The organism is Oleiphilus sp. HI0067, assembly GCF_001635735.1.
On the sequence record NZ_LWFI01000014.1, the window covers coordinates 1 to 17901 of the forward strand.

Annotated in this window: 16 protein-coding genes; 9 read left to right on the forward strand and 7 right to left on the reverse strand. The window is 45.2% G+C overall.

Annotation, left to right across the window (positions count from 1 at the left end; genetic code table 11):
• The 8 genes from A3739_RS00415 to argF (A3739_RS00450) all read left to right on the forward strand — a co-directional run.
• A partial coding sequence (locus A3739_RS00415; protein WP_068499724.1) for an arginine deiminase occupies positions 1–1132 on the forward strand: 1132 nt, incomplete at its 5' end.
• A 44-nt stretch (positions 1133–1176) separates the two neighbouring features.
• Positions 1177–2181, forward strand: coding sequence for an ornithine carbamoyltransferase (gene argF / locus A3739_RS00420; protein ID WP_068474715.1), 1005 nt, complete (start codon positions 1177–1179; stop codon positions 2179–2181).
• 1 nt (position 2182) lies between these two features.
• Positions 2183–3112, forward strand: coding sequence for a carbamate kinase (gene arcC / locus A3739_RS00425; RefSeq protein ID WP_068480493.1), 930 nt, complete (start codon positions 2183–2185; stop codon positions 3110–3112).
• A gap of 27 nt (positions 3113–3139) precedes the next feature.
• Entirely contained in the window at positions 3140–4543 is a 1404-nt protein-coding gene (locus tag A3739_RS00430) for a YfcC family protein (RefSeq protein ID WP_068480488.1), read from the forward strand.
• A 372-nt stretch (positions 4544–4915) separates the two neighbouring features.
• Complete coding sequence (locus tag A3739_RS00435; protein WP_231876962.1) at positions 4916–5578, forward strand: hypothetical protein; 663 nt, start codon at positions 4916–4918, stop codon at positions 5576–5578.
• A 172-nt stretch (positions 5579–5750) separates the two neighbouring features.
• Entirely contained in the window at positions 5751–6680 is a 930-nt protein-coding gene (gene pyrB / locus A3739_RS00440) for an aspartate carbamoyltransferase (RefSeq protein ID WP_068480482.1), read from the forward strand.
• 13 nt (positions 6681–6693) lie between these two features.
• Positions 6694–7164: an aspartate carbamoyltransferase regulatory subunit gene (pyrI, locus tag A3739_RS00445; RefSeq protein ID WP_068480479.1), complete on the forward strand. Its 471-nt coding sequence runs from the start codon at positions 6694–6696 to the stop codon at positions 7162–7164.
• Positions 7165–7457: 293 nt separating this feature from the next.
• On the forward strand, positions 7458–8453 hold the full coding sequence (argF, locus tag A3739_RS00450; RefSeq protein ID WP_068499731.1) for an ornithine carbamoyltransferase: 996 nt from the start codon (positions 7458–7460) through the stop codon (positions 8451–8453).
• Positions 8454–8470: 17 nt separating this feature from the next.
• On the opposite strand, the gene A3739_RS00455 is transcribed toward argF (A3739_RS00450), so the two are convergent.
• The 6 genes from A3739_RS00455 to A3739_RS00480 form a co-directional block, all read right to left on the reverse strand.
• Positions 8471–8752, reverse strand: a complete 282-nt coding sequence (locus tag A3739_RS00455) for a hypothetical protein (protein WP_156502198.1) — start codon at positions 8750–8752, stop codon at positions 8471–8473.
• A 97-nt stretch (positions 8753–8849) separates the two neighbouring features.
• Positions 8850–9506 carry a phosphate ABC transporter substrate-binding protein PstS gene (locus A3739_RS00460; RefSeq protein ID WP_068499738.1) on the reverse strand — a complete coding sequence of 219 codons (657 nt, stop codon included), beginning with the start codon at positions 9504–9506 and terminating at the stop codon, positions 8850–8852.
• 83 nt (positions 9507–9589) lie between these two features.
• Positions 9590–10813, reverse strand: a complete 1224-nt coding sequence (gene tilS / locus A3739_RS00465) for a tRNA lysidine(34) synthetase TilS (protein ID WP_068499742.1) — start codon at positions 10811–10813, stop codon at positions 9590–9592.
• A complete protein-coding gene (locus A3739_RS00470) occupies positions 10800–11750 on the reverse strand; it encodes an acetyl-CoA carboxylase carboxyltransferase subunit alpha (RefSeq protein WP_068480464.1) in 951 nt (316 codons plus the stop codon). Before A3739_RS00470 ends, tilS begins: the two co-directional genes overlap by 14 nt.
• A gap of 69 nt (positions 11751–11819) precedes the next feature.
• Complete coding sequence (dnaE, locus tag A3739_RS00475; RefSeq protein ID WP_068499745.1) at positions 11820–15314, reverse strand: DNA polymerase III subunit alpha; 3495 nt, start codon at positions 15312–15314, stop codon at positions 11820–11822.
• A 219-nt stretch (positions 15315–15533) separates the two neighbouring features.
• Entirely contained in the window at positions 15534–15905 is a 372-nt protein-coding gene (locus A3739_RS00480) for a DUF3461 family protein (RefSeq protein WP_068477463.1), read from the reverse strand.
• 287 nt (positions 15906–16192) lie between these two features.
• Between A3739_RS00480 and A3739_RS00485 the strand changes: the two genes are divergently transcribed.
• Positions 16193–16834 carry a DUF642 domain-containing protein gene (locus A3739_RS00485; protein WP_068480458.1) on the forward strand — a complete coding sequence of 214 codons (642 nt, stop codon included), beginning with the start codon at positions 16193–16195 and terminating at the stop codon, positions 16832–16834.
• Between the two features lie 357 nt (positions 16835–17191).
• On the opposite strand, the gene A3739_RS00490 is transcribed toward A3739_RS00485, so the two are convergent.
• The gene (locus A3739_RS00490) at positions 17192–17821 is read right to left on the reverse strand and encodes a PEP-CTERM sorting domain-containing protein (RefSeq protein ID WP_068499749.1); all 630 of its coding nucleotides are present in this window, start codon (positions 17819–17821) and stop codon (positions 17192–17194) included.
• Positions 17822–17901: the final 80 nt, after the last annotated feature.

Consider the following 17901-nt stretch of genomic DNA (forward strand, 5'->3'; position numbering starts at 1 on the left):
GCTACTTTTTGATGATGTTCTTCGCCTAGGCAAAGCCGGAGAAGAACACGACACCTTCAGAAAAACGCTCGAACAACATGACGTAGAAACATTCTTACTGAATGATTTACTTCAAGAAACCATTGCTGATGCGCAAGCCAAAGCATGGATTCTCGATCAACAATGCTCTGAACTACGTTTCGGACCGACCATGGCCAAAGAGGTTCGAGCATTCATGGAAAATCAGGACGACCACCAGTTTGCCAAACACTTGACTGGCGGTGTCGCCATTGCAGACATAGATCCCAAGCTCTTAAAAGCAGCGCCAAAATCTTTGCTGGGCTCGGAGCTGGAGAAAACTAGTTTTGTCATAGACCCGCTCCCAAACCACTTATTTACGCGTGATACTTCTTGCTGGGTATATGGTGGCGTTTCAATCAATCCAATGATGAAACCTGCTCGACAGCGCGAAACAGTTCATTTCAAAGCGGTTTATCGTTATCACCCAATGTTCAAGAAAGAAAAATTTGAAGTTTGGTATGGCGGTGAAGAACGCGTCTATGAAGGCGCGACGATTGAGGGTGGTGACGTTGAAATCATCGGTAACGGCAAAGTACTTATCGGTATTTCTGAGCGAACAACCCCTCAAGGAATTGAAATGTTGGCTAAAAGCTTATTCTCCAGAGGCGGAGCCGATGAAGTCATAGCAATAGATCTTGGTAAATCTCGTGCAGCAATGCACTTAGACACCGTGTTAACACATATGGATCGAGACTGCTTCACCTACTATCCAGGCGTTGTATCGGACCAAAACATTCACTACAGCTTAACTCCTGGTGACAACGGTGACATTGTTTGTACGCAACAAAAAGGCTTCTTTAAAACTTTAGCACGTATTACAGGCAACGACTCTGTTCGCATGATTCCTACTGGTGGCGACGTATTCGCAGCCGAACGGGAACAATGGAACGACGCTAATAATGTGCTCACTATTCGTCCGGGCGTTGTTGTTGGTTATGAACGTAACCACTACACGATCGATAATATTGAAAAAGCTGGAATCAAGTTTATTGCGATACCAGGTGATGAGTTAGGTCGAGGACGCGGCGGTGCTCGCTGCATGAGTTGCCCAATTGAGCGTGACGACATTTAGTCGTTTGTTTCACTGAACGATTTACAGAATTAAGGAATAGAGATATGGCTTTTAATATAAAAAACCGCAGCTTTTTAAAACTTTTAGATTTTACTCCTCGCGAAATTCGTTACATGTTGGATCTGTCTCGGGACCTAAAGCAAGCCAAATATGCGGGTACCGAACAACCTCGTTTATGCGGAAAAAACATCTGCTTGATTTTCGAGAAAACCTCAACTCGCACTCGCTGCGCATTTGAGACAGCAGCCTTCGACCAAGGGGCTAACGTAACCTATATTGGAGGCGGTTCTCAAATGGGGCACAAAGAGTCAGTCAAGGACACTGCACGCGTTCTAGGTCGCATGTATGACGGAATTGAATTCCGCGGATCTCGTCAAAAGGACGTTCAAGATCTAGCTGACTATTCTGGCGTACCAGTTTGGAACGGCCTGACTGATGAATGGCACCCAACTCAAATTCTTGCGGACTTCCTTACTATGCAAGAATGGGGCAACGGCAAGCCCCTTAGCGATATGAAGTTTGCATATCTTGGCGATGCACGCAACAACATGGGCAACTCACTCATGGTTGGCGCAGCTAAAATGGGCATGGAAATCAGTCTTGTTGCACCAAAAGAATACTGGCCTAAAGAGTGGCTTATAAAAGAGTGCCAGGCAATAGCAAAAGAAACTGGTGCAAAAATCAACCTTACTGAAGACGTAGCAGAAGGTGTTGAAGGTGCTGACTACTTGTACGCGGATGTATGGGTATCAATGGGGGAACCTAAAGAAGCATGGAAAGAGCGCGTTGGTTTAATGACACCTTATCAGGTAAATCTTGATGTAATTAACAAAACCAAAAACCCAAATGTGAAGTTCATGCACTGCCTACCAGCATTCCACAACAATGAAACAATTGTGGGTGCAGAAATTGAAGCTGAATATGGCCTCAATGGATTAGAAGTGAACGACGATGTTTTCGAATCTCCATACAACATTAGTTTTGAGCAAGCAGAAAACCGCCTGCACACAATTAAAGCTGTCATGGTTGCAACACTGGGAGACCAATAAGATGAGAGTGGTTGTTGCGCTCGGCGGCAACGCTTTGCTTCAACGAGGCGAAGCAATGACCGCTGAAAATCAGAAAATCAACATTGCGAAAGCTGCTAAATCGTTAGCAGCTATCGCAAAAGAACACGAGCTTATCATCGCTCACGGTAACGGACCTCAAGTAGGCTTACTCGCACTACAAGCCGCAGCGTTTGATGGCGCTGCCCCCTATCCACTAGATGTACTGGGAGCAGAGTCTGTCGGTCAAATCGGCTATATGATCGAGCAAGAGATGGGAAACATCATGCCTGCTGAGCAAGCATTTGCGACCATTCTTACTCAAATTGAAGTCGATCCAAACGACGAAGCATTTAAAGATCCGACTAAATTCATTGGCCCCGTATACGATGAAGCGCAAGCCAAACGTTTAGCGGAGGAGCGCAACTGGGTCGTGAAGCCCGACGGCAAATACTGGCGTCGCGTTGTTCCTTCACCTTTGCCACAACGTATTTTTGAAATCGGCGTCATCAAGATGCTAATCGATCAAGGCGTTATCGTGATTTGCGCTGGCGGCGGTGGCATTCCAACCATGTACCAAGCTGACGGCACATTGGCTGGTGTAGAAGCTGTTATCGATAAAGACCGTGCAGCTGCACTACTCGCTCGCGAGATTGAAGCTGACGCATTCTTAGTACTCACCGACGTTGACTCTGTGTATCTCGACTGGGGTACAGACAATCAACGTGCGATTCGCAAAGCATCCCCCAATCAGATGATTGAGTTTAACTTCCCTGCCGGTTCAATGGGACCAAAAGTTGAAGCAGCTTGTGAATTTGCACGCGCTACGGGTGGTACGTCATGCATTGGCAGCCTTGAAAATGCATTAGACATGTTAGATGGCAAAGCCGGAACTTCTGTAACAAGCCGTTGCGGAGATGTTGAGTACGATTAAAACCGATTAACCTAAAGGAGAAAGTATATGGGTAAGTTTAAGTTCCCGACCGCCTATACAATTCTTTTCGGCCTCATAGTTGTAATGGCAGCGTTAACGTGGGTTTTACCCGCAGGCCAATACGAAATGGTCGACAATGAAGATTTAGGCAGACAAGTGCCAGTTTCTGGCTCATATCATGAAGTCGACCCGAACCCGCAAGGGCTCACAGACATCTTCATGGCGCCTATCGCAGGTTTCTACGATCCAGGTAGCTACGAAGCAAGTGCAATTGATGTTGCCTTGTTCGTTCTATTTATTGGTGGCTTCCTTGGTATTGTCACCAAGACCGGCGCGATAGATACAGGCATAGCCAAAGTTACGACTAGCCTGAAGGGTAAGGAGATCATGCTAATTCCTATCCTAATGATACTCTTCGCTGCAGGCGGCACTATCTATGGCATGGCCGAGGAGACGCTCGCCTTCTATGCCCTGATAATCCCGGTCATCATCGCCGCGGGCTATGACTCTGTGACTGCGGTTGCGATCATTATGCTCGGCGCGGGTATCGGTACGCTAGGGTCGACCATCAACCCATTCGCAACAGTTATTGCATCACAAGCTGCAGGCATTCCATTTACTGAAGGCCTGAGCTATCGACTATTTATTCTGGTTGCAGGCTTAGTGATTGGCATCTTGTATGTCATGCGTTACGCCAAAATGGTCAAAAATGATCCGTCAAAATCACTCGTCGCTGAAATGGCTGAGAGCAACAAAAAACATTTTCTGACTACTGACAGCAGCATCAGCGATAACTTGACTGGTACTCAAAATATTATTTTGCTTATTTTTTCGGGAACATTCGCCCTGCTAGTTTACGGAGTATCTGTACTAGGTTGGTGGATGGCTGAGATGTCGGCACTATTCTTAGCCTCCTCTATTCTTGTAGCGATTGTCGCTAGAATGGGTGAAGAAGAGTTTAGTAACACATTTGTAGAAGGTGCACGTGAGTTACTAGGTGTTGCATTGGTTATCGGGTTAGCGCGCGGTATCGTCGTCATCATGGACTCGGGTAATCTGACAGGCACTATTTTATATGCATCTGAAGGCATGGTTAGTGGTTTAAGTGAAATTGGATTCATTAACGCTATGTTTGGTGTACAAATACTTTTGTCGTTCTTCGTACCGTCTTCATCTGGCTTAGCAGTTTTGTCGATGCCAGTGATGGCGCCACTTGCCGAATTCTCTGGAGTTGCTAGTCATCTTGCAGTCACGGCATTTCAGTCGGCAAGCGGTCTAGTTAATCTAGTTAACCCTACATTTGCTGTTGTTATGGGCGGTTTGGCGATCGGTCGCGTGCCATACAACAAGTGGCTAAGCTTCACATGGCCTCTACTGCTAATTCTTGCAGTGTTGATTATGGGTACACTAACAGTAGGTACAATCGTGTAATATGAAGTTGCACTAATTGAACGACACAAACCCTCGCTTCGGTGGGGTTTTTTTATGCCCCAAACCTACCCTCGAAACAATGCACAATAAAGCTCATCATCATGTAACAAGAATTTGCATTTTTTGTTATTTGTCAGCGCGTTACTATTTTTTAAAGTTGACCGATTGGTAAATTTGTAACAAGAATCACAGTGGTGAAGCAAAGTAATATTTGATGTTCCTCCCACCTTCTCTTCAGGCGTTGATAAATAACCACCTAGTCACGACCCCACCTCTTATTTTAAGAGATGTCGGAGATTAACCATGACAACAAAAAACTTATTTTTACATTATTTGTGGCACTACCAATCCTAGTAGCTACCGCAGGCTGTCGTGATGGTATCAGTGGCAAGCGATCCAGTTGATCCTCCAATTGATCCGGAGCCAAGTGATCCTGATCCGGTTGACCCTCCAGTCGACCCGGAACCAGATCATCCAATCATAACTCCGCCGGTCAACAGCGGGTATGAGTGCAGCAATGCAAAACCAATTGGTGAAGGACTAACAAAGATTGCCTATCAAAAGAGCTTCAAAAATGGCGTCACTTATCAATCGTGTGCTGAAACAACATTTGATGAGAACGGAGAAAAGGTTCCTGCTCAACCTCTGTACTTACTTGGCGCTCGTCTTAGTGGCGAAGGTATAAGTGGAGGACTATGTTATGACAGCATTTCGCATGCGCAAAAAGAATTTGCGATCCGATCTTACGATGCGTTCTCTTGCAACAACATCAAAGATCTGGGTGAGCGAGTGCATCCAAATCTTGGGCTAAATCCAAGTGCGACACTAACACGCAAGCTAAACGATAATATCGTGTATGACCTCGGTATTCGTTATTCAGACGGCGATATTCCTGGCGGGATTTGCTTTGTTAGTGTTGAAAATGGCTTTAACTGGTTAGCATGGGCGAAAAATGGACAAGTACTGGGTGAACTCAAGTACACTAATCCAGATGCCCCTTATGCCGGCGAAAATGTTCGTTTATCAACAAATTAACAAGGCCAAGGCTACTTTAAATTTGGCGGGCAAGAATTAAATGGCCGTCTAGCGGTTAAGTGGGCGCACTAGGTTTGGTATCATAGCCATCCTCATGATAATGAGGGTGGCTATTTAGTGCCTAAAGATTAGACACAAACCTTCATTATCTTTTTAGAAAGAGAGATACCTGATGCCAAATATGCTGTTTAAAAAACACATTATTTCCATACCCGAATTGTCTCGTGAAGAACTCGAGACTATCGTCAAGACCGCCGAAAGACTCAAAAGCAATCCAGACAATACCGCATTAAAAGACAAAGTCATTGCGAGCTGCTTCTTCGAACCATCGACGCGAACACGTCTGTCGTTTGAAACAGCGATTCAACGCTTGGGCGGCACCTTTGTTGGTTTCGATAACGGTGGTAATACTTCTCTCGCGAAAAAAGGTGAAACACTCGCAGACTCTGTACAAGTGATTGCATCGTATGTCGATGCCTTTGTAATGCGACACCCTCAAGAAGGCGCTGCTCGCCTAGCAAGCGAATTCAGTAACGGCGTGCCGGTGATTAATGGTGGCGACGGAGCAAATCAACACCCTACACAGACCTTGTTAGATTTATTTTCGATCTACGAAACGCAAGGCACGTTAGATAATCTCAAAGTCGCATTTGTTGGCGATCTGAAATACGGACGAACCGTTCACTCTCTCACACAAGCACTAGCGAAATTCAATAACACCGAGTTTTTCTTCATTGCACCAGACGCACTGTCGATGCCGGAATATATTTGTGAAGAGTTGAACAAGGCGGGTATCAAGTACTCCGCGCATAGCTCAATGGAAAATGTGATTTCAGAGCTCGACATCCTATATATGACGCGCGTACAGAAAGAACGTTTTGATCCCTCTGAATATGTGCATATGAAGGCTGCCTACATTCTAACGGCAGCAATGCTCGAGCCTGCAAAGGATAATCTTAAGGTATTGCACCCTCTACCTCGCGTTGACGAGATTACGGTTGACGTAGATAAAACGAAGCATGCGTATTATTTCGAGCAAGCCGAAAATGGCGTCTATGCGCGCGAGGCACTACTCGCCTTACTATTAAACGAAGACTACTAAGGGGGGCATGACTATGGACAAGCAAACAAAAATGCAGGTCGAGGCGATCAAAAATGGCACAGTCATCGACCATATCCCAGCGAACGTTGGATTGAAGATACTACGTTTGTTCGATATCGAACAAGGTACAGAAAAAGTCACCATCGGCTTAAACCTACCGTCTTCATCTTCAGCTACGAAAGCAAAGGACATTATCAAAATTGAGAATGTCTTTTTGACTCAACAGCAAGCTAGCCAATTAGCGATCTATGCGCCAAATGCGACAGTTAACCAAATTGAAGGCTACCGTGTTGTTAAAAAGCTTCCTCTAGCCCTACCTGAAGTAATCGAATCCGTATTCAAATGCCCGAACAGTAACTGCATCACCCATGGCGAGCCCGTCAACAGCAGTTTTAAAGTGATCGTGGATCAAGAAGATGTGCGTATGAAGTGCAAATACTGTGAGCGTACTTTTGATAGTCACATCATGACTGATGCAAATTAAGATATTCGCCACTAAAAACGCCTGCTACCTTGCAGGCGTTTTTGTTTCTGACACCCAATCATTTACATACATAGATCTCACAAAGTAGTCTGACAGCAAAACGCAACTGCATTATTAGATGTAGGTCGTCTCTTCACTCAACGCAATAACCCAGGCCCTAGCTCGAGCTCTAAAATGCAATAACCAAGAGCTATACTTCTCTTGCTTTTTATATCTGATATGATGAACTGCTTTGCGAGTAGGCGATATATTACTCATGCCTACCAAATAATAATCACGCAGCGGAGGCATGCATGAGCGACGCACTTAAAGGACGTAGTTTCACTAAATTACTGGATTTTTCTCAAGCAGAGATTGCAGATCTTCTTGAGCTATCTGCCGAGTTAAAAGCGGCGAAAAAAGATGGCACAGAAACACAAGCACTCCGAAATAAAAACGTTGCCCTAATATTTGAAAAAGCATCAACACGCACACGATGCGCTTTTGAAGTGGCTGCTTTTGATCAAGGTGCGAATGTCACATATATAGGCGGCGGCTCGCAAATGGGTGAAAAAGAAACCGTTAAAGATACTGCTCGTGTTTTAGGCCGCATGTATGATGGCATAGAGTTTCGAGGATTTCGCCAAAGCGACGTCGAATCACTTGCAGAATTCTCTGGCGTTCCAGTTTGGAACGGCCTCACTGACGAATTTCATCCCACGCAAATTCTTGCCGATTTTCTAACCATGCAAGAACACAGTGACAAAGCCTTAAAAGACATTAAATTTGCTTACCTTGGTGACGCTCGCAATAACATGGGAAATTCTTTGATGGTCGGCGCTGCAAAGATGGGTATGAACATTAGCCTAGTCGCGCCAGAGGGATATCATCCAGAAGAATCACTCGTAGAACGTTGTGAAGCCATTGCCTCTGAGAGCGGAGCCAGTATCACTCTTACCAGCGATGTTGAAGCCGGTGTTAAAGATGCAGACTTTATCTATACAGACGTATGGGTATCGATGGGAGAACCGCAAGAAGCATGGCAACAGCGCATTAGCCTGATGAAGCCTTATCAAGTAAATAAAGAACTAATGGCGCTCACTAACAACCCAAACAGCAAATTTATGCACTGCTTACCGGCATTTCACAATAACGAAACGCGTGTTGGAAAAGAAATAGAAGAAACTTTTGGCTTGAACGGACTAGAAGTGACTGAAGACGTATTCGAGAGCGAAGCAAGCATCGTCTTTGATCAAGCCGAAAACCGTATGCACACGATCAAAGCTGTGATGGTTGCGACGCTATCCTAGTGCTCATGCAGTGCGGTTTATTCGATAAACTGCACTGCGTGTCTGACTAAAGCCACAACATTCTCTGGCAGCGGAATATAGCCCATTCTCTCCGCTAAGGACTGTCCATCCGTCAAACAATACTCAACTAAACGCCGAACGACTTCAGACTGCCCAGCAGGCATTTTCTCAGGAAAGATCAACCACGTAAACGAAGCGATCGGATAAGACGCCTCGCCCGCAGGATCAAACTCCCACGAACGAAGATCCGGCACATCAGACTGAAGTAAGTTTGAACTTGGGAACGTCACATTGCTCAACGCAGCCTTACCAGATTCAGCTCCCGCCCTAACAAATTTTCCATCTCTATTTTCGAGTAAGGCTGTTGGCGGACGCGTTAACTTGGCGTATCCCTACTCAACATAACCAATAGCACCCTCTGTCTGACGCACAAAAGCTGTGCCCCCCCTGATTATGCAAAGCTGATAAGAAATAAGGCTGGTCACTCCACTCTGGTAACTTTGATGCTCCTACGTTATTTCGAAAACTCTCGCTAACTAAAGCCAGATGATTGCTAAACAAAAAGCTAGAGCCGGATGCATCAGATCGCACGACTACGCTAATGGGCGTTGCTGGCAATTGAATACCTGGATTGCTTGTCTGAATATCTGGGTGATCCCAATATTGAATCTCGCCGAGAAAAATACGTGAATACACGTCTCGTGAGAGTTTTAAATCTGAAACGGAGGGCAAGCTATACATTAAAGAAACTTGTCCAGCAATCAAAGGCACCATCAGTGCGCCCTGCTCCAAGTAACTCAACTGCTCGTCACTCATCGCTAAGTCACTGACCGCGAAATCAACATCCCCGTTGATGAATTGAGATATTCCATCACCAGACCCGACAGCCTCGTAATTGATCCGCGCATCGTTATCGCGATAACTGAAATCTTTAAACCATTTTTGATAGATAGGCTCAGGAAAGCTTGCGCCAGAACCGTTGAGATGCACAAAGTTTGAGCCATGAGCAAAGAAAGACGTGAACAGCAATAGCACGATCCATGTAGAAGGCATAAACCATCTCCCGAGAGAACATGTGTCGGGTAACAGTAGTCGGAATTTTAAATATTTGAAGCTTTTGTATTGCGAGAGAGTAACTATAACTTAGCGATAAAAACCTTGCGTTTTACATCAAAAATTCCAAGTTCTTGCCCTTCTTTAAATACAAACACAGCGCTTTCCTTGCGCCAAGGCGTTAAGAATAAACGCTTCGCCCACTCAGATTTTCTTCGCCCACCGAAACGATCTCGTTTCGACTGCTCATCCCACAATCTAAGCTCAATAGTTTGATCGTTGAGTAGGTCAAAATCTATCTCGCTTTGATCATCACCACACTGTAGGTTTAGCGAATGGCTAGACTCATCCATGATAAACAAAGCATCAAAGCAACGAACTAATCTTATACTCCCCCACATTAATTCGGGTGTAGAACCTGATTTTGCAGGAAGCACTTCAGTCCAGATCCTCGAAAAAATTCGTTCAGAAGGTTGCGCTAACCCCAGAGAAATAAACCACCAACGCAAAAGAAACGTCTGCTCTCGCTTAGCAAGTAAGTTGAGGTTAGTAAGAGAAATTCCATGATCGTTTGCGTAGTTCGTGATGTGCATATGCTTTAACACTGCTTGCGCCAAACGCAACGCTGAACCATTAACTCGAGTATGCCCTTTGCTTAACAACACTAAATCATCAACGTAACTATCTGACTGAGCCAACAATCGCGGCAACACTTGATGACGAATGCGATTCCTTGTGATCGAAAGGTCTCGATTAGATTCATCTTCGACCCAACTCACACCTTGGTCTTGGACATATTGCTCAAGATCCTTTCTTCGTAAATCTAGAAATGGTCGAACGAGATGACCTAGTCCCATAGGCCGACTGTGAGGAATAGCAGCCAACAAACTCGAGTCAGTCTCTCTTATAAGTCGCATAAGAACCGTCTCGATTTGATCATCAAGATGATGCGCCAACAACAAAATATCATCGGTGCCGACATGTCGTTTGAACACCGCATATCGCGCTTCACGCGCCGCTTGCTCGAGACTTTTACCTTTCAGATCAAGTTGAACACGCTCAACAATGCATGGTATTTGATATTCGGCACAAACAGCTTGGCAATGCTCCGCCCACGCATCAGCGTGAGAACTTAATCCATGGTGAACATGGATAGCGCAGAATGATTGAGTTGGTTTTAGTGTTTGGAGTGAGCGAACCGCGGAGAGAAGCAAAGCAGTGGAATCAAGCCCACTGCTATATGCGATATAAATAGTCTTGGCATCAGGAAAAGAAGCAAGAGCTTGTTGAAGCTTAGCCTCGATCATACGCTGTTAAACGCTGATATCGCTGCTCGATCAAGTCATCAACAGGAATATCTCGCAAGGCTTTAATATCCGCGACGATACGTTGCTTAAGAGAGAGCGCCATTTCAGTTTTGCTTCGATGTGCGCCGCCTAGAGGCTCATCAATAATATGGTCTATCAAACCCAAATCTTTTAATCGCGAAGCTGTAACACCCATCGCTGTTGCCGCTTCTGCAGCGTGCTCAGCACTCTTCCACAGAATAGATGCACAACCTTCAGGAGAAATAACTGAGTATGTGGAGTACTCAAACATGTTCAGGCGGTCACATACACCAATGGCTAATGCGCCACCTGATCCACCTTCACCAATCACTGTCGACACGATCGGTGTTTTTAATCGACTCATTACAGCGATATTTCGTGCGATTGCTTCGCTCTGCCCGCGCTCTTCTGCGCCGATACCGGGAAAGGCCCCGGGTGTATCAATAAGCGTAACGACCGGCAAACCAAATCGCTCGGCCATCTCCATCAATCGCTTAGCTTTACGATAGCCTTCAGGCAAAGGCATACCAAAATTACGCTTCACTTTCTCTTTAACATCACGGCCTTTCTGTTGGCCGATCACCATCACGGAAAGCCCATCAATACGTGCTAATCCACCAACAATGGATGGGTCATCTGCGTAGGTGCGATCACCGTGCAGTTCTTGGAAGTCATCAAATACTTCAGCAATATAATCGAGCGTATATGGACGATTCGGATGACGTGCTATGCGCGTAATATCCCAAGGAGACAAGTCTGAAAAAATCGCCTTAGTTTGCGCTTCACATTCACGCTCTAAACGCTCAATAGCTTCGCTTAAATTTACATCTTGGCTATTACCGACGAGTCGTAATTCAGAAATTTTCTCTTCCAACTCAACAATCGGTTGCTCAAAGTCTAGATATTGTAAATTCATATATGTCCAAGATAATTAGTAAACGCGCGAGCTTATGGCTCGCCAAGAGTATAGCGTTTTTTTTCGTTATTAATCGTACTCTAAAGAGACTTTTTCGTTTCCGATAAGATGGCCAAGTTCGTATAAGGCCTCATCGTCTGGGCGCATATTCCAGCTGTCGCCAAAGGCAATCGTCGATTCACTGTCATCTCTGTAATAGCGCACGGCAATCTTACATCCACCGCCCTGATAAGGCGCAAGCGTCGCTTTTAACTTATCGACGAAGCCTACATCGAAGCTTTGCTTATCAAGATTAATAAGCAATTGTTTAGCATATTGCTGACGTGCATCCACCAAGGACATGACTTTATCGACCCTTAGCTTCATATTGCCCGAATAATCATCGTGGCTCACACTGCCTTCAATCACAATGACAGTGTCTTTCTTAAGCTGCTCACGAAATGTCTCAAACCCATCCGAGAATAATGTCGCTTCGATACGAGCAGTTCTATCATCAAGCGTTACGAAACACATTGTTTGGCCGCGCTTGTTTTTCATCAAGCGAAGATCTACCACCAGACCGGCAATAGCGATTTTGTTTTTGCTTGGTTTTAAATCGACAATCGCGCTGCGCGCAAAACGACGCACTTCTTTTTCATACTCATCAAAAGGATGCCCCGTGAGGTAAAGACCTAAAGTGTCTTTTTCAAAACCAAGGCGCTGCTTTTCAGGCCATTCTTTTAGTCCTTCAGAGCGCTGATATACATCATCTACCGTTTCGTCTGGCACAACAGCACCGAACAAATCCGTCATACCCGAATTTTGGTTACGCGCATTTTGATCTGCACGCTGCACTGCCTCTTCAATCGTCGCCATCAAACGTGCGCGATTCGGGCCGATAGAATCAAGCGCTCCGGCGTAAATCAAAGCCTCTAGAGCACGTTTATTTACCTTTCTGAGATCCACGCGATCGCAGAAATCAAACAGGTTTTTAAACGGCCCATCTTTTTTCCGGGCTTCTAGAATACTTTCAACAGGACCTTCACCTAGTCCTTTAACCGCACCAAGCCCATATACAACTTGACCTTGCTCATCCACGGTAAAGGTGTAGTCACTGACATTCACGTTTGGCAGTACAATGGGCAACTTCATCTTGCGGCATTCTTCGATCAAGGTAACAACCTTGTCGGTATTCTGCATATCAGCAGTCATTACTGCCGCCATGAACTCCGCAGGATAATGCGTTTTAAGCCAGAGCGTTTGATAAGACACCAATGCATAAGCAGCAGAGTGTGATTTGTTAAAACCGTATCCCGCAAATTTTTCTACGAGGTCGAAGATTTTCATCGCCAATTCTGGGTCGACGCCCTGACCTACCGCACCTTCACGGAAAATCTCACGCTGCTTGGCCATTTCTTCAGGTTTTTTCTTACCCATCGCACGGCGCAGCATATCCGCCCCACCAAGGGTATAACCTGCGAGCGACTGAGCGATTTGCATTACCTGTTCCTGATAAACAACAACCCCGTAAGTTGGTTCAAGAATAGGCTCGAGACACTCGTGCTGAAAGTCTGGGTGAGGATAAGCTACTTCTGCTCGACCATGCTTACGGTTGATAAAGTCATCAACCATCCCTGAGTCCAATGGCCCCGGACGGAACAGAGCAACAAGTGCGATCATATCTTCAAGGTTATCTGGCTGAAGCTTCTTAATCAGCTCCTTCATTCCGCGTGATTCGAGCTGGAATACAGCCGTCGTTTCGGCCGTTTTCAATAAAGTGAAAGAGGCAGGATCATCAAGCGGGATATGATCAATGTTTATCGTTTCTTTGCCTTCTTTTTGAAGACGAGGATTAATCATCTTCAAGGCCCAATCAACGATAGTTAGGGTTCGCAGGCCAAGGAAGTCAAACTTTACTAGACCCGCATCTTCTACGTCGTTTTTATCAAACTGTGTAACAAGACCGCCACCTTCTTCATCGCAATACAAAGCAGCGAAGTCGGTTAATTTCGTCGGAGCGATAACAACACCGCCCGCGTGCTTACCAACATTACGCGTCAAGCCCTCTAACGACAGCGCCATTTCCCATATTTCTTGAGCTTCTTCGTCAGTCTCTAGGAATTCCTTGAGCGCAGGTTCTGCATCAATCGCTTTAGCAAGAGTCATCCCAATTTCAAAAGGAATGAGCTTCGATAATTTATCAGCCAAACCATAAGACTTACCTTGTACACGCGCTACGTCACGAACTACAGCTTTTGCGGCCATCGTACCGAAGGTAATAATTTGCGACACCGCATTACGGCCGTAGTGATCTGCCACATAACCAATAACGCGATCGCGGCCATCCATACAAAAGTCGACGTCGAAATCGGGCATCGAAACACGTTCAGGGTTCAAGAAACGCTCGAAAAGAAGATCGTACTCAAGCGGGTCCAAATCGGTAATTTTTAGCGCATATGCGACCAAAGATCCCGCGCCCGAGCCTCGTCCTGGACCAACAGGAATATCGTGATTCTTAGCCCACTGAATAAAGTCCATTACGATGAGGAAGTAACCAGGGAACCCCATCTGTAAAATAATATCTAGCTCGAAGGTCAGTCGATCGTAATATTCTTGGCGTGCTTCAGGCGTATCTTTGCCTTCGCCACCCAAAATCACCTCTAGACGCTCATCTAGACCATCTCGGCATAATTGACGGAAAAACTCATCCATCGTCATCCCGTCAGGCACAGGATAATTTGGCAAGAAGTACTCGCCTAAGCGCAACTCAACGTTACAACGTTTAGCAATCTCAACCGTATTTGCTAGCGCCTCAGGAATATCACTGAACAACTCAGCCATTTCATCGGCGGTTTTTAAGTACTGCTCTTCGGAATAACGTTTTATGCGACGAGGATCATCAAGGGTCTCACCATCGGCAATACAAACTCGCGCTTCGTGGGCTTCGAAATCTTCTCGGTTGATAAACTGGACGTCGTTGGTGGCGACAACAGGACATGCAATACGTTGGGCAAGCGCGACCGCCGCATGTAAGTGATCTTCTTCATTTTCGCGTTTGGTTCGATGCAATTCAAGGTAGTAACTATCTGGAAAGACTTGTTGCCAATGTCTCGCTCGATCTGCTGCGAGCTCATGCTTGCCGTTTACCAAGGCTTTACCAACATCGCCTAGACGCCCCCCAGACAATGCGATCAAACCTTCAGCGGCGTCCTCCAACCACTCTTTCTTGATAAGCGCCCTACCGCCCTTTTGACCGTCAGTAAATCCGAGTGAGATCAATTCCGTCAGGTTTTGATAACCCTTCTGATTCTTTGCCAATAAGGTCATAAAATATGGATCGTCTTCGTCATCCTCATTTTCTAAGAAAATACTTGCTCCAAGAATCGGCTTCGCCCCTACGCCACGAATAGCTTTGTAGAACTTCACATACGCACAAAGATTAGACTGGTCCGTAATCGCGATCGCTGGAGTCTCAGTTTCTTCGATATATTTTGCGAGAGGCTTGATGCGAACCATGCCGTTGACGAGTGAAAACTCGGTGTGGACACGTAAATGAACAAACTGTGGAAGCGTGCCAGACGACATGAAACAGGGGTTCCTAAATAAAGCAAAGGGTAACTACACGAGGAGCATATTATGCTATCACGCGCAGCAATAAGCTTAAATATTTACTGCTAAATTTAGGTCTAAATATAAGTGCGAAGACAGAGCTGTCGCTGAAGCCAAAACGATCAGCGCGGCTACCCTATTCAACACATCATGAAGGTAACGCCCTGAAACCGATAATTAACTTGTCATGGAGTGCTAGAGCCGGTCCAACAACTCTTCAATCTCAGCAACTTTATTCGCAACAACTTTCTCTAAGTGTCTCAGGTCTGACAAGATCTTTTCTTTTGCGTTCTTTTCGACTGACTTCTTTTTTGTGATTGCGTCTAAGTCACTCATCACCGACACAAGCATTGGCGACACCTCACTAATCTGCGTGTAACTATCGCTTGAAAATTCTTTCATGGGCTTGCTTGAGCGATGGAATTTGAACTTCTCACTTTTATGAAAAATGGCGCCTTTTTCACGATGGTGATACACCTTCAAAACATCAAAATCACCTTCATTACGAACGGTGTAGTAATCAATATTATTCAGATTTTTGATACCAAGAGATTTCAAGCTTTCCATTAAAGGGGTCCTCCCTGATTCGCGAACGCAATAGTTTGAATGTTATTAAATAGTCGTTAAACCCGCATTTTTCAAGCTTTGCGCAATCCACGAAGCAGATATGAATTACTTCGCTGAAAGTACATCACAAATACCACTAAGCGTGTCGAGAAACTTTACAGTTTATTGAATATAGGAAAGACAAAATTCTTATAAAGCAATGATACATATAGATTTTTAGATACCGGACTATTTATTGCTTTAACAATTAAGCAAATTTATCGCAGTAAATAAAAAGGGACGTAAAGATGAAATTAGCACGAATTATCGCTGGCGCAGCGCTTTGCTTTAGCGCAACAGCTCAAGCGAATCTTATTCTTAACGGTGGCTTTGAAGCACCTGAACTTAATGACGGCAGCGGCTGGATTTACGAATCCTCAGGTGACGTACCAGGCTGGGAAGGCAGCAACATCGAAATCTGGGAATCAGGTTTTAATGGCGTGACTTCAGCGGAAGGTACACAGCATGGTGAGCTTAACGCACATCCAAACACCGGAACTGAATTCTCAATCTACCAAGTGTTCGACACAACAGCTGGCTTCGAATACAACGTCTCTTTCGCTTACCGTGCACGTTCAAGCGAAAACGAAACTTTCCAATTCGACATCTACGCGGTAGATGAAAGTGATGAGGACTTCCAAGAGACTATTATTTCTGAAACAATCGAAGACCACACTACTTCAGCGTGGAGCTACTTCACAGCAACGTTCGAAGCGTTAAGCGAGCAAACGTACATTCGTTTCACATCTATCACACCAGAAGTCGGCACAGTTGGTAACTTCCTTGATGACGTGAAAGTGACTCCTACTGCCGTCTCTGAACCAGCGACATTAGCACTTCTTGGCCTTGGCCTTGCAGGTTTAGGTGCAGCACGACGCAGACAAAAATAAGTAGTTTTTAACTTCTTATCAAAGCGCCTTCGGGCGCTTTTTTTTATGTCTAACTACCCCTTAAATACGCGCATCAATCAAAGAAAGCCTTTTAGCGCGCCCCATACAGCGAAGTGCCTCCAGCCACCTACGCTTAACACCTTTTACACCATCCCCTATGAAGATTATGCGAGCCCCGCCAACTATCCAAACGGATTCCTGCAAAATATTAGCTGATACAGGACGATGCCAGCGTACTCTAAGTAAAGCAACGCTCTGCCCTCTACATTTTACTCTCTGCCCCGATACTTCATAAACACTATCACTCAGGCATAAAAAAACCCGCTTCAAGAAGCGGGTTTTGAATTCATCAAACGATTAAGCTTGACGGCGGCGCGCTGCACCAAGACCTAATAGACCTAGGCCCATCAAAGCCAGTGTTGCCGGCTCAGAAACCGCAACGGCATTCAAACCAACAACCAAGTCGTCATGGTTATCGTCTGGACCTGCACCTGAATCGTCAAACAATAGAATTGCGTCATACATAACGCCATCCCACATTGAATCAAGCATTACAGCGAAAGACTGATATTGATTACCAACAACTGGGTTGTTTGGGTTTTCAACACCGCTGTTTACATTGTTCGCGTAAAAGCTGAATACCAACTCATCCGCTGTAGCCGAAAAGCTATCACCAACTGTTGATGCGTTTCCGCCACGGTTTGAGAACGTATTATTGTATGCTTCGAAATCGTTGTCATAGCCTGCTTCAAAACCTAAGTATGTAAAGGTCAGATCAGCCATGCCGTTCAATTCAAGAATACCGCCAATACCGTACTGGCTACCTGCTGCAATTTCATCATCTAAAAAATCGTTATTCGTTGCAACATCAACAAACGAAGGACCTGTATACGTCAACAATCCATCGTTCGAATCTAAAACTGCAGATTGCGCGCTAGTCACTGCTGCAGCTAGGGTCAGACCCGCAAGTAATTTTCCAAATTTCATATTGAATACTCCAAATGTTCAATCCATGTAAGCGTCATTCTATTCTTATAAATCGGCTTGGGAGTAATACCAGCAATAAT

What these genes read in the sequence shown, in the direction of transcription:
- A3739_RS00485 (WP_068480458.1), top strand. Translation starts at nt 16,193, where the DNA reads ATGAAATTAGCACGAATTATCGCTGGCGCAGCGCTTTGCTTTAGCGCA.
- argF (WP_068499731.1), top strand. Translation starts at nt 7,458, where the DNA reads ATGAGCGACGCACTTAAAGGACGTAGTTTCACTAAATTACTGGATTTT.
- A3739_RS00480 (WP_068477463.1), bottom strand. Translation starts at nt 15,905, where the DNA reads ATGGAAAGCTTGAAATCTCTTGGTATCAAAAATCTGAATAATATTGAT.
- pyrI (WP_068480479.1), top strand. Translation starts at nt 6,694, where the DNA reads ATGGACAAGCAAACAAAAATGCAGGTCGAGGCGATCAAAAATGGCACA.
- argF (WP_068474715.1), top strand. Translation starts at nt 1,177, where the DNA reads ATGGCTTTTAATATAAAAAACCGCAGCTTTTTAAAACTTTTAGATTTT.
- A3739_RS00460 (WP_068499738.1), bottom strand. Translation starts at nt 9,506, where the DNA reads ATGCCTTCTACATGGATCGTGCTATTGCTGTTCACGTCTTTCTTTGCT.
- A3739_RS00430 (WP_068480488.1), top strand. Translation starts at nt 3,140, where the DNA reads ATGGGTAAGTTTAAGTTCCCGACCGCCTATACAATTCTTTTCGGCCTC.
- dnaE (WP_068499745.1), bottom strand. Translation starts at nt 15,314, where the DNA reads ATGTCGTCTGGCACGCTTCCACAGTTTGTTCATTTACGTGTCCACACC.
- arcC (WP_068480493.1), top strand. Translation starts at nt 2,183, where the DNA reads ATGAGAGTGGTTGTTGCGCTCGGCGGCAACGCTTTGCTTCAACGAGGC.
- A3739_RS00490 (WP_068499749.1), bottom strand. Translation starts at nt 17,821, where the DNA reads ATGAAATTTGGAAAATTACTTGCGGGTCTGACCCTAGCTGCAGCAGTG.
- tilS (WP_068499742.1), bottom strand. Translation starts at nt 10,813, where the DNA reads ATGATCGAGGCTAAGCTTCAACAAGCTCTTGCTTCTTTTCCTGATGCC.
- A3739_RS00470 (WP_068480464.1), bottom strand. Translation starts at nt 11,750, where the DNA reads ATGAATTTACAATATCTAGACTTTGAGCAACCGATTGTTGAGTTGGAA.
- pyrB (WP_068480482.1), top strand. Translation starts at nt 5,751, where the DNA reads ATGCCAAATATGCTGTTTAAAAAACACATTATTTCCATACCCGAATTG.